At 44.5% G+C, this 12,776-nt stretch carries 9 protein-coding genes and 1 pseudogene; all 10 read left to right on the top strand.

The genetic code is table 11. The features are described from left to right. Positions 1-7 precede the first annotated feature (7 nt). Entirely contained in the window at positions 8-1,450 is a 1,443-nt protein-coding gene (locus WC615_RS19290) for a UDP-N-acetylmuramoyl-L-alanyl-D-glutamate--2,6-diaminopimelate ligase (protein ID WP_372979702.1), read from the top strand. Positions 1,451-1,460: 10 nt separating this feature from the next. Continuing rightward, positions 1,461-2,702 (top strand): phospho-N-acetylmuramoyl-pentapeptide-transferase, encoded by a 1,242-nt coding sequence (gene mraY / locus WC615_RS19285; protein ID WP_372979701.1) that lies wholly within the window; start codon positions 1,461-1,463, stop codon positions 2,700-2,702. Between the two features lie 40 nt (positions 2,703-2,742). After that, complete coding sequence (gene murD, locus WC615_RS19280) at positions 2,743-4,131, top strand: UDP-N-acetylmuramoyl-L-alanine--D-glutamate ligase (RefSeq protein ID WP_372979700.1); 1,389 nt, start codon at positions 2,743-2,745, stop codon at positions 4,129-4,131. Between the two features lie 45 nt (positions 4,132-4,176). Then, a pseudogene (locus tag WC615_RS19275) lies at positions 4,177-5,324 on the top strand (FtsW/RodA/SpoVE family cell cycle protein). Between the two features lie 53 nt (positions 5,325-5,377). After that, positions 5,378-6,481: an undecaprenyldiphospho-muramoylpentapeptide beta-N-acetylglucosaminyltransferase gene (murG, locus tag WC615_RS19270; RefSeq protein ID WP_372979699.1), complete on the top strand. Its 1,104-nt coding sequence runs from the start codon at positions 5,378-5,380 to the stop codon at positions 6,479-6,481. A 50-nt stretch (positions 6,482-6,531) separates the two neighbouring features. Further along, positions 6,532-7,887 carry a UDP-N-acetylmuramate--L-alanine ligase gene (gene murC, locus WC615_RS19265; protein WP_372979698.1) on the top strand — a complete coding sequence of 452 codons (1,356 nt, stop codon included), beginning with the start codon at positions 6,532-6,534 and terminating at the stop codon, positions 7,885-7,887. After that, positions 7,880-8,797 carry a cell division protein FtsQ/DivIB gene (locus WC615_RS19260; RefSeq protein ID WP_372979697.1) on the top strand — a complete coding sequence of 306 codons (918 nt, stop codon included), beginning with the start codon at positions 7,880-7,882 and terminating at the stop codon, positions 8,795-8,797. The genes murC and WC615_RS19260 overlap by 8 nt, the downstream gene beginning before the upstream one ends. A gap of 4 nt (positions 8,798-8,801) precedes the next feature. Beyond that, positions 8,802-10,148: a cell division protein FtsA gene (gene ftsA, locus WC615_RS19255; protein WP_191177478.1), complete on the top strand. Its 1,347-nt coding sequence runs from the start codon at positions 8,802-8,804 to the stop codon at positions 10,146-10,148. Positions 10,149-10,445: 297 nt separating this feature from the next. Beyond that, a complete protein-coding gene (gene ftsZ / locus WC615_RS19250; RefSeq protein WP_372979696.1) occupies positions 10,446-12,050 on the top strand; it encodes a cell division protein FtsZ in 1,605 nt (534 codons plus the stop codon). 140 nt (positions 12,051-12,190) lie between these two features. Continuing rightward, a partial coding sequence (locus WC615_RS19245; RefSeq protein ID WP_372979695.1) for an aminotransferase class I/II-fold pyridoxal phosphate-dependent enzyme occupies positions 12,191-12,776 on the top strand: 586 nt, incomplete at its 3' end.

Below are 12,776 nucleotides of genomic sequence, written 5' to 3'. Positions count from 1 at the left end.
GAGCGATATATTAGAGGGGGTGGCATTTACCGAATTACAGGGAAGTGCCGATGTGGAGATATCTGCAATTGTTTTTGATTCGCGCCGGGTGGTGCCGGGCTGCATGTTTGTGGCCGTAAAAGGTACCGCCGTTGATGGGCATGATTATATTGACCAGGCCATAAAAGATGGAGCAATAGCCATTATCTGCGAAGAGCTGCCTGCGCATACCGCTACCGAGGTTGATTTTTTAATGGTTGCCGATTCGGCCAAGGCTTTGGGGACCATTGCCGCTAATTTTTACGAGAACCCGTCATCAAACCTAAAACTGGTTGGTGTTACCGGTACAAACGGTAAAACCACTATTGCTACACTGCTTTATAAGCTGTTTAGAGATATGGGTTATAAATGTGGTTTACTTTCAACAGTAGAGAACCAGGTGAATGGCCGCGTTATACCGTCAACCCATACCACGCCTGATCCGGTTGCTTTGAATAAACTACTGAGCGATATGGTTGACGAAGGCTGCGATTATTGCTTTATGGAAGTAAGTTCGCACGCTATAGCACAACATCGTATTGAAGGGTTGAAGTTTTCGGGCGGCATTTTCTCAAACCTTACGCATGATCATTTGGATTACCATAAAACATTTGAGAGCTACCTGAAGGCTAAAAAGGCATTTTTTGATACCCTGCCAAAAAGCGCGTTCGCACTTACCAACAGCGATGATAAAAATGGTAATGTGATGCTGCAAAATACACCGGCTCACAAAAAAACTTATGGTTTAAAAAGCATGGCCGATTATAAGGCCCGTATTATTGAGAACCAGTTTGGCGGCCTGCTGCTAAATATTGATAGCGAAGAAGTTTGGTTTAAACTGGTAGGTACATTCAATGCTTATAACCTTTTGGCTGTTTACTCGGCGGCTTTATTGCTGGAGCAGGATAAATCGAAAGTATTGGTAAGCCTGAGCAAATTAACCGGTGCCGAAGGCAGGTTTGAATACATTGTATCGCCAAATAAAATAATAGGAATTGTTGATTACGCCCACACCCCGGATGCGGTGCAGAATGTGCTGAGCACTATTCATGACATCCGTAAGGGAAGCGAAAAAGTAATAACCGTAATTGGCTGCGGGGGCGACAGGGACAAAACCAAACGACCTATTATGGCAAAGGTTGCTACCGAATGGAGCGACAAGGTGATCCTTACATCAGACAACCCGCGTACCGAAGACCCCGCCCAGATCATAAAAGATATGGAAGAAGGGATAGACCCTGCCTTTAAACGCCATACTGTAAGTATAGCCGACAGGCGCGAGGCTATTAAAACGGCCTGCATGTTTGCGCAGCCGGGCGATATTATACTGCTTGCCGGTAAGGGCCATGAAAAATACCAGGAGATAAATGGCGTGAAAAACCATTTTGATGATATGGAAGAGTTGCTTGAACAATTTAAAGAACTGAATTAAAAAAAAGCCGATGCTATATTATCTATTTAGCTATCTGAGTAAAAATTACAGTATCCCCGGGATAGGTGTATTTCAGTACATCACGTTCCGGATGGCTATGGCGGTAATAGTGTCGTTACTGGTTACAACGGTTTACGGCCGCAGGCTGATAGATTACCTGCGCTTTAAACAGGTTGGCGAAACTGTACGTAACCTGGGGCTGGAAGGACAAATGCAAAAATCTGGTACGCCTACAATGGGTGGTATCATTATCATTTTAGGGATACTTATACCTACGTTGTTGTTTGCCAAGCTCGATAATATATATATCATCATGATGCTGGTTACTACCATCTGGCTGGGTTTAATAGGCTTTCTGGATGATTATATTAAAGTATTTAAAAAGAATAAGGAAGGGCTTGCCGGCAAGTTTAAAATAACCGGACAGGTGGGTCTGGCGCTCATCATCGGGTGGACGATGTACTTCCATACCAACATTACCATCAGGCAGGAAGTTAAACTGCCTGTTAAGTATGATGTGCCGGTTGATTTTCATATGCGTGGCGATAAGCCCGTTTATACGCAGGATGTAAAATCGACTAAAACAACCATGCCTTTTTACAAGAACAACGAGTTTGATTATGCTAAAGTATTAAAGTTTATTGGCCCCGGGTATGAGCATTATGCTTTGCTTGTATTTATGGTTTTTGTTATCGTTATCATTACTTCGGTATCAAACGGCGCAAATATTACCGATGGTATTGACGGGCTGGCAACGGGTACTTCAGCAATTATCGGGTTAACACTGGCCATATTGGCCTACGTATCTGGTAACACCATGATAGCCGATTACCTGAACATTATGTATATACCCAACTCGGGCGAGCTGGTGATTTTTGCCGGTGCCTTTGTAGGTGCATGCGTTGGCTTTTTGTGGTACAATTCTTACCCGGCGCAGGTATTTATGGGCGATACCGGCAGTTTAGCTATAGGCGGTATCATAGCTGTATTCGCTATTATTATTCGTAAGGAGTTGCTGGTTCCGGTATTATGCGGCGTGTTTTTGGTAGAGAACCTGTCGGTAATTATGCAGGTGGGCTGGTTTAAGTTCACCAAACGTAAATATGGCGAAGGCCGCAGGATCTTCCTGATGGCGCCGCTGCATCACCATTATCAAAAGAAAGGTTTCCACGAATCCAAGATCGTAACCCGCTTCTGGATCATCTGCATCTTCCTGGCGATTATAACGGTGATAACGCTGAAGTTAAGATAAAGAATCAAGAGATAAGAATCAAGACACAAGACAAAGAATAGTGAACACATCTAATAACATACCCAATCAAAAGCTTCCCCTTCAGGGGACGGAAGGGGTAAGGCTTGCCATACTTGGCGCCGGCGAAAGCGGCGTTGGGGCGGCATACCTTGCCCTGCAGCAGGGATATGATGTGTTCGTGTCGGACTTTGGGCCCGTTGCCGATCATTACAAACAGCAATTAAAAGACTGGAACGTAAGGTTTGAAGAGAACGGCCATACCGAAGACGAGATCTTAAAGGCTGCCGAGGTGATAAAAAGTCCGGGCATACCCGATAAGGCGCCGATAGTGAAAACGCTGGTTGCAAATAACATCCCGGTGATATCCGAGATTGAGTTTGCCGGGCGCTATACAGATGCTAAAATGATATGCATAACAGGTTCAAACGGTAAAACAACTACCGCCAGCCTTACTTATCATATCCTTAAAAACGGGGGCTTAAATGTAGGCCTTGCCGGTAATATTGGTAAAAGCTTTGCCTACCAGGTAGCTACCGAAAATTTTGAATATTACGTGCTGGAGATAAGCAGCTTTATGCTGGATAGCATGTACAAATTCAGGGCGGATATAGCGGTGCTGTTAAACATCACCCCAGATCACCTTGACCGTTACGAATACAAGCTGGAGAATTACGCGGCATCCAAATTCAGGATAACGCAGAACCAAACCGGCACCGACCATTTTATTTATTGCGCGGATGATACCGAAACAATAAAAGTAATGGAAGGAAAAGAGATAGCAGCGCAGCAACTGCCATTCTCTATACAAAAGAAGATTGGCGAGGGAGCATACCTCGATCAGGATAACCTAATTATAAACGTACACCAACAACATTTTCAAATGTCAATAAACGAACTGGCCCTACAGGGAAAGCACAACATCTACAATTCTATGGCTTCGGGTATCGTAGCCAAAGTGCTTGAGTTACGCAACGAAACGATGCGGGAGAGTATGGGTAACTTCCGAAATATTGAACACAGGCTGGAGTCGGTGGGTAAAATATCGGGCATTAGCTTCATTAACGATTCTAAGGCTACCAATGTAAACTCTACCTGGTACGCGCTGGAGAGCATGACCACCGATGTTGTTTTAATATTGGGCGGTGTTGATAAGGGTAATGATTACAGTATGCTTAAACAATTAGTTAAGCAAAAGGTAAAAGCCATAGTTTGTTTAGGTAAAGATAACAAGCGCATCCATGATGCTTTTGAGGATGATGTAGAAGTGATAGTGAACACAGCATCGGCCGCTGAGGCTGCACAGGTAGCTTATCATTTGGCCGAAAAAGGAGATACCGTATTGCTATCGCCTGCCTGCGCAAGTTTCGACCTGTTTAAGAACTATGAGGATCGCGGTCGTCAATTCAAAGACGCAGTTAAAGAATTATAACAATCGGTGAAATCACAATAAAATCGGTGTAATCACAAAAATAATATGAATCAGATACTCAGTAACGTAAAAGGGGACCGCTGGATATGGCTTATCGTCATACTGCTGTCTGTGCTGTCATTACTTGCTGTATATAGCTCAACGGGTACGCTCGCCTATAAACAGGGTAAAGCAGCGGAGCTGATACTGATGAAGCACCTGTTTATGATAATAGGCGGTATTGCACTGATGTATTTTTCGCACCTGTTAGATTATCGGTATTACGCCGGTATCTCCAAAATATTGATGGTGATAACCATTCCGTTGTTGTTGTACACATTGTTTTTTGGTAGCCACATCAACGAGGCAAGCCGCTGGATAGCCATTCCCGGAACAGGTTTAACCTTCCAGACATCCGATTTGGCAAAGCTGGCATTGATAACCTACCTGGCACGTACGCTATCGCGTAAGCAGGAGAATATAAAAGATGTAAAAAACTCCTTTATCCCAATTATGGGCTCGGTTTGTGTGGTGTTTGCATTAATAGCATGGGCAAATCTTTCAACCGCTTTAATGCTGTTTGGGGTAAGTATTTTACTGCTTATTATGGGGCGTATAAGTGTTAAACAAATAGCGGTAGTTTGTGTTGCAGGTGTAATGTTGCTGGCAGGTATTATGTTGTTAGGCCCGCGCCGCCACATGTACTTAACCCGTATAAACACGTTTATGCATCCTGATAAGGCCGACCCGGATAAATCGTTCCAGGCCGACCACTCGAAAATTGCCATAGCAACAGGCGGGTTTTTTGGCAAAGGCCCGGGCAACAGTACCGAGCGTAATATACTGCCTCACCCGTATTCGGATTTTGTTTACTCGACCATTATAGAAGAGTACGGCTTATTTGGAGGGGTGATATTGATAGCAATTTACCTGTTCCTGCTATACCGGTGTATAAAAATTGTAACAAAAGCGCCCAAGGCCTTGGGGCCCTGCTGGCCGCAGGGCTAAGCTTTAGCCTAACCATACAGGCATTTGCCAATATGGCGGTAGCAGTAGGGCTGGGGCCGGTAACAGGTGTGCCATTGCCGCTGGTAAGTATGGGTGGTACATCCATATTATTTACAAGTGTGGCGTTTGGTATAATATTATCAGTTAGTAGGGATATAGACGAACCAAAGAAGGTTGTAGTGGGCGAAATAAGTGTAGCAGCTTAAATAGAGAAGCAAGATATAAGAGTCAAGACATAAGAATAAAAGGTATTTTAAAAATGGCAAAAAGGATCATCATAAGCGGCGGCGGTACAGGGGGGCATATCTTCCCGGCTATTGCTATTGCCAATGCTTTGAAAAAGCTTGATCCGGATACCGAGATATTGTTTGTTGGTGCCAGTGGGCGTATGGAAATGGAAAAGGTTCCGGCGGCCGGTTATAAAATAATAGGATTAGATATACAGGGCATCCAGCGTAAATCCATCTGGAAGAATGTGATGTTCCCGGTTAAACTGCTGAACAGTGTACGCAAGGCCATTAAAATTATAAAAGATTTTAAGCCCGATGCTGCGGTTGGCGTAGGTGGTTATGCATCAGGGCCGTTGCTATACGCAGCATCGTTACGGGGGATACCAACGCTGATACAGGAGCAAAACTCGTATGCGGGTATCACCAATAAATGGTTAGGTGCCAAGGCAAAAAAGATCTGCGTAGCGTTTGACGGGATGGAGAAATTTTTCCCGTTCGATAAGATCATCAAAACCGGTAACCCTATCCGTAAAGATTCGGTGAACATTGCCGGTAAACATATGCAGGCGCTGGAGTTGTATAAGCTGTCGTCGTTCAAAAAAACGGTGCTGATAACCGGAGGCAGCCTTGGGGCGCGTACGTTAAATAACAGTATACTGGCAGGTATTGAAAAGCTTGCAGCTGCGGATGTTCAGGTGATATGGCAAACAGGTAAGTTCTATTATAAAACAGTAGTAGAGCAATTGGGCATTGATTACCATCCTGATGTTTGCGTAGTGGAGTTTTTAAACCGCATGGACCTGGCTTATGCCGCTGCCGATGTGATCATATCAAGGGCAGGGGCTGGCACCATAGCCGAACTGTGCGTGATTAAAAAACCGGTGATATTGGTACCATCGCCAAACGTAGCCGAAGACCACCAAACCAAAAATGCGCTGGCGCTGGTACAGGAAAATGCCGCCTTGTTTGTGGCCGACAGGGACGCCGAAGCAAAACTGGTAGATAAAGTGCTTGCACTTTTAAATGATAATGATTTACAAAAAACATTAAGCAATAATATTGGCAAACTGGCCCTGCCCGATGCCGATGACGTTATTGCAAAAGAGGTTATCCAAATAACAAACAACAATTAGATGGCTAATCCTCCTGTATATCGGGAGGATAGCCTTTTTTGAAACAGAAAATGGAATTAAACAACATAAAAAGAGTTTACCTGGTAGGGATTGGCGGCATAGGCATGAGTGGCCTTGCGCGCTATTTCCATCATTTAGGCTGTGTTGTTTGCGGATATGATAAAACCCACACACCACTAACCGATGACCTGCATAACGAAGGCATCTGCGTGGTGTTTGAAGACAGGCAGGACTGGATCCCGATGAGCTTTCAGAATAATGACGAAGGCACACTGATCATTTACACCCCCGCTATCCCGAAAGATTCTGAGATCCTGAACTATTTCCGCCGTAAAGGGTTCGACCTTTACAAGCGTTCGCAGGTGTTGGGTATCATCAGCAAAAGCATGTACACTATTGCTGTTGCCGGTACGCATGGTAAAACCACTACATCGTGCATGATAGCGCACATCCTGAAAGACTCAGGTAACAATTGCTCTGCGTTTTTGGGTGGTATATCATCCAACTACCAAACCAATGTGCTTTATGGCGATAATAACATTATGGTGGTTGAAGCCGATGAGTACGACCGGTCGTTCCTGACGCTACACCCGGATATCGCCATCATTACATCCATGGATGCCGATCACCTGGATATTTACGGCGACCATTCCCAACTGGAAGAATCGTTTAAGCTTTTCGCCTCGCAGTTAAAGCAGGGCGGTACGCTTATTTACCATAAAGGCCTGCCCCTGGGCGATGGCCTTATTTATGCCATGAACGAGCAGGCTCAGGCTATGGCAACCAATGTGCGGATAGAAGAAGGTAACTTCTACTTTGATTTTAATGATAGCAAAACCAGTATCCCCAATATAAAAATGGGTATTGCAGGTTTGCATAATATAGAAAATGCTGTTGCTGCTATTGAAGCAGCCCTGCATGTAGAGGTTTCTGCTGATGCCATCCATGAGGCACTGGGTTCTTTTAAAGGAGTAAAGCGCCGTTTTGAATACATCGTAAAGAACGACAATCACATTTATATTGATGATTACGCGCATCATCCCGAAGAGTTAAGGGCAGCCATAACATCGGTAAAAAGGCTTTATCCAACTAAAAAGCTGACGGTTATTTTTCAGCCGCATTTATTTACCCGTACCCGCGATTTTGCCGATGGCTTTGCCGAGGTGCTTGATATGGCCGATGAGTTACTGATGCTGGATATTTACCCGGCCCGCGAACTGCCTATTGAAGGGGTGGATAGCGAAATGATATTAGGTAAAATGCACCTGGCCAACAAGCGCAAGTGCGGCAAGCAGGAAAGTATTGAGATAGTACAGAATGAAAAACCCGAACTGCTTTTAACAGTAGGCGCGGGCGATATTGATACTTTGGTTTTACCCTTAAAACAAGTATTAGATAATGTTTAAGAAACGCATATGGAAACCGCTGCTTATTGGTTTTGGCTGGCTTATTAGCCTGGCAGGCCTGGTGGTGCTTATGAGTTTCATTGAGGTTAAAAAAGCCGAGCTGGTTTGCAAAAAGGTGAATGTTTTTATACCCGGCAACCAGTATTTTATAGACAGGCAGGAAGTTGATAATATCCTGCAAACTACCAGTCATACGCTGATAGGTCGCCGGATCGAGAATATTGATATACACGCGCTGGAGAACAAATTGAAGATAAACCCATTTGTGGAGTTTGCCACGGTATATATGGATATGGACGGTGTACTACAGGTTGAGGTAAGCCAGCGCCAGCCTATCCTGCGTATCATGAACCGGTTCGACCAGGATTTTTATGTGGATGAGCACGGATTGAAGATGCCGCTATCGCAAAACTTTACAGCACGTGTGCTGGCGGTTAATGGTTATATAGATGAACTTTTTGCCAACAAGGTAGATTCGTTACATACGGCTTTGGCAAAAGATATCTTTAAAACAGCCGACTTTATCCGGAAAGATTCGCTTTGGGATGCGCAGATAGCGCAATTGTACATCAACCAGGATCATGAGATAGAACTGGTGCCGCGCGTAGGTAACCAACGCATATTGTTGGGTAATGCCGATTCGCTGGCAACAAAGTTTAACAACTTAAAAGTATTTTATAAGCAGGCTTTGCCTTTGGTTGGGTGGGATGCTTATAAACTGATCAACATTAAATACATGAACCAGGTGGTAGGGGTTAGGAACGAAACCTTGCTCGACTCCATCAAACGGCATAAACAGTTTATGGCCGATTCATTAAAACGCGCGGAAATTAAACGGGATACCACGGCTAAGAGTGATGCGATGCCGGTATTAGAAGACACAAAAGAGAAGACATCTATTAAAAACTAAGTATATGGACAAAAGTTCAACACAAGAAAAGAGTTCGCCAATTGTAGTAGGCCTTGATATTGGAACCACTAAAATTTGCGCGATAGTTGGCCGCAGGAGCAAAAACGGCAAAATAGAGGTATTGGGTATAGGTAAAGCCGAGTCGGCAGGGGTTACGCGTGGTATGGTATCAAATATTGATAAAACCGTACAGGGTATTACAGCGGCGGTTGATATCGCGGGTACGCAATCAAACGTCGAGATCAGGATAGTAAACGTAGGTATAGCCGGTCAGCATATAAAAAGCTTGCAGCATCGTGGTTTAATTACCCGTAAAGATCTGAGCTCTGAAATAAGCCGCAAGGATATTGATAAGCTGGTTGAAGATATGTACAACCTGGTGATGCCTCCGGGCGAGGAGATCATCCATGTATTACCGCAGGAGTTTACGGTTGATAACGAGCCGGGTGTAAAAGACCCGATTGGTATGGCAGGCGTACGTTTGGAAGCAAATTTCCATATCATATCCGGCCAGGTAACCGCTATAAAAAACATTGTAAAATGCGTTAACAAAGCTCAGCTGGAAAGCCAGGAGCTTATACTGGAGCCTTTAGCTTCGTCGGAATCTGTGTTGAGCGACGAAGAAAAAGAAGCCGGTGTTGTTTTAGTAGATATAGGTGGTGGTACAACAGATGTGGCCATATTCCACGAAGGTATTATTCGCCATACAGCGGTTATCCCATTTGGCGGTAACAGCGTAACCGAGGATATCCGCGAGGGTTGCTCAGTAATGCGCAATATTGCCGAGCAACTGAAAGTAAGGTTCGGATCTGCTTTAGCAGAAGAAAACAAAGAGAACGAAATAGTTTGCGTACCGGGCTTGCGCGGCCGCGAACCAAAAGAGATCTCGGTTAAAAACCTGGCTTTTGTGATCCAGGCGCGTATGGAAGAAATTGTAGAGCATGTGTACTACGAGATCAAATCATCCGGCTACGAAAAGAAACTGATTGCAGGTATTGTGGTAACCGGTGGCGGGGCGCAGTTAAAACACCTAACCCAGTTAATAGAATACGTAACCGGTTTAGATTGCCGCGTAGGTTACCCTAACGAGCATTTGGCCAAAAATGAGTTTTTGCCGAAAAATATATACGAAGACCTGCAAAGCCCAACGTTTGCAACAGGTATAGGCCTGTTGATAAAAGGTATCCAGAAAATGGAGTATAACGATGTTGTACAAACACCTGCCGCAGCGGTTAAAGCAGAAAAAGTAAAATACACCGACGACCGCAAATTTGGTTTGTTAGGTAAAATACTGGAATCGGGTAAGAAATTTATTAAGGATGATATCAAAGACGAGGACTTTTTGAAATAGGAGAAAAGTAACTCACCCCGCTACGCTTCGCTGGCGACCCTCTCTGCTTCGCAAAGAGGGTGAGAATATGAGCAAAACCCTCTTTCCGCGCAGCGAAGAGAGGGTGGTCGAGCGCAGCAAAGACCGGGTGAGTAAACTCGCGAGGATGTAAAAATGACCGGAAGTGCTAATTTATCCACATCCGTAAACTTTTCCACATTGTACACATTTGTGGAAAAACCTTGTGGAAAAAGAGTTAATATTACATTAAGAAAATCTATCTATTCATCAGAATACATATAGCTGAAAATAAGGATTATGCAGTTTGAGATGTTAAAGGAAAAATCGTCTATCATCAAAGTAATTGGTGTTGGCGGTGGCGGCGGTAACGCAGTAAACCATATGTACAGGCAAGGGATCACCGGTGTTGATTTCATTATTTGTAACACCGATGCACAGGCGCTTGAGTTAAGCCCTATACCCAATAAAGTACAGTTAGGCGCAAGCTTAACCGAAGGTATGGGTGCGGGCTCTATCCCCGAGGTAGGTAAAAACTCGGCGATCGAAAATATCGACGATATTAAGCAAATGCTTGGCTCAAACACCAAAATGCTGTTCATTACAGCAGGTATGGGTGGTGGTACCGGTACAGGCGCAAGCCCTATTATTGCCAAAGCCGCGCGCGAACTTGATATCCTTACTGTAGGTATCATTACAACCCCCTTCTCATTTGAAGGCAAACGCCGTAAAATGCAGGCCGATGCCGGTATGGAAGAGTTGAAAAAATATGTAGATTCTTTCCTGGTGATCTCAAACGACAGGCTGCGCCAGATATTTGGTAACCTAACCATGAGTTCTGCTTTTGGCCAGGCCGATGATATTTTAACCACGGCCGCAAAAGGTATTGCAGAGATCATTACACTGCCTGGCTATATAAACGTCGACTTTAAAGATGTGCGTACGGTAATGAAAGACAGTGGTGTATCTATCATGGGTAGCAGCACTGCCGAAGGTGAAAACCGCGCTTTAAAAGCAGTGGAAGGTGCCTTGTCATCACCATTGTTGAAAGATAATGAAATTGAAGGCGCACGTTACATCCTGCTGAACATCAGTTCGGGCCTTAAAGAGGTTACCATGGATGAGGTAAGCATTATTACCGATTATATACAGGAAGAAGCCGGTTTGGCTGCCGACCTTATATGGGGTAACTGCGTTGATGAAAACCTTGGCGAAAAACTATCTGTAACTATTATAGCTACAGGTTTCCAAACTAAAGACGAGCGCGAAAAAGAGAACAGCAACAAAAAAGTGGTATCAATGCTGGTGCCAGAGAGCGAGCCATTGGTAAAACCGGTAAATGAATTTATTACCCCGGTTAAAGCTGATGCCGAAATGGATGCCAGCCCATATATGAAACTGAAGGACGAGCCAAAACAAACCGGTTTGTTTGACCTGTTTGCCCGCGCCGAAGAGCAGGACGCTGCTGATAAAAATATCATCAAATACGACCTGAACGAAGAAGTACCATCTGTTGAAGAAAACGAACCATCTGAGTTTACGTTTAAGGTTACCGAAACCGTGATGAACTTTGAACCGGTCGTAGCCGAAGTAAAAGCACCTGAGCCGGAGCCGGAACCAGAAGTTGTTAATGCCGACGAGAATAAAACAGACGAATCAATAGAAGAGCAATTGCGCAAATCGCGCGAGCGTATTATGCGTTTAAAAGACCTGAGCATGAAGCTGCGTAACGGCAACATCCAGGAGCTGGAGAATATCCCTGCTTATAAACGTAAAGAAATTGCCTTGCAGCAAACCCCTGCGTCTGACGAAAGCCAGGTATCACGATTCTCTTTACTGCCAGATAGCGAAGGCAAAACAGAGATCAGGAACAACAATTCTTTTCTACACGACAATGTTGACTAATTGATCTGAACCCAAATACGAAGCCCCTAGCAACAATGCAGGGGCTTTTTTGTTATAGCTATATCATAATTGATAAAGTTTAGGTTCGCACTTTTACTAAGAGCTATATTTGCATAACATTTATACTAAGAATATACATTTTGGATCTGTTTGATAAGATAAGCAAAAATATGGGCGGCCCTATCGGGCAGCACCAAAAGTGGTCGCATGGCTACTTCTCCTTTCCGCATCTGGAAGGCGAGATACACCCGCACATGATGTTTAAAGGTAAAAGCCATTTGGTTTGGAGCCTTAATAATTACCTTGGCCTGGCCAACCACCCCGAAGTACGCGAGGCCGATGCGCAAGCCGCTGCCGATTATGGCATGGCCTACCCAATGGGCGCCAGGATGATGTCGGGCAATACCAAACATCACGAGGAACTGGAAAACAACCTTGCCGCATTTGTGGGTAAAGAGGCTGCATTCCTGCTTAATTACGGCTACCAGGGGATGGTATCTATCATAGATGCATTAGTTGACCGTAACGACGTAATTATTTACGATGCCGAATCACATGCCTGTATTGTTGATGGTGTGCGCCTGCACATGGGCAAACGCTTTGTGTATAAGCATAACGATATAGAAAGCTTTGAAAAACAACTGGAACGAGCCCAGCGTATGGTTGAGCAAACCGGTGGCGGTATACTGGTTATAACCGAGGGTGTTTTTGGCATGTCGGGCGCAC

The organism is Mucilaginibacter sp., from assembly GCF_041663085.1.
Classification (GTDB): Bacteria; Bacteroidota; Bacteroidia; order Sphingobacteriales; family Sphingobacteriaceae; genus Mucilaginibacter.
This window is presented reverse-complemented; position numbering and strand designations above follow the sequence as displayed.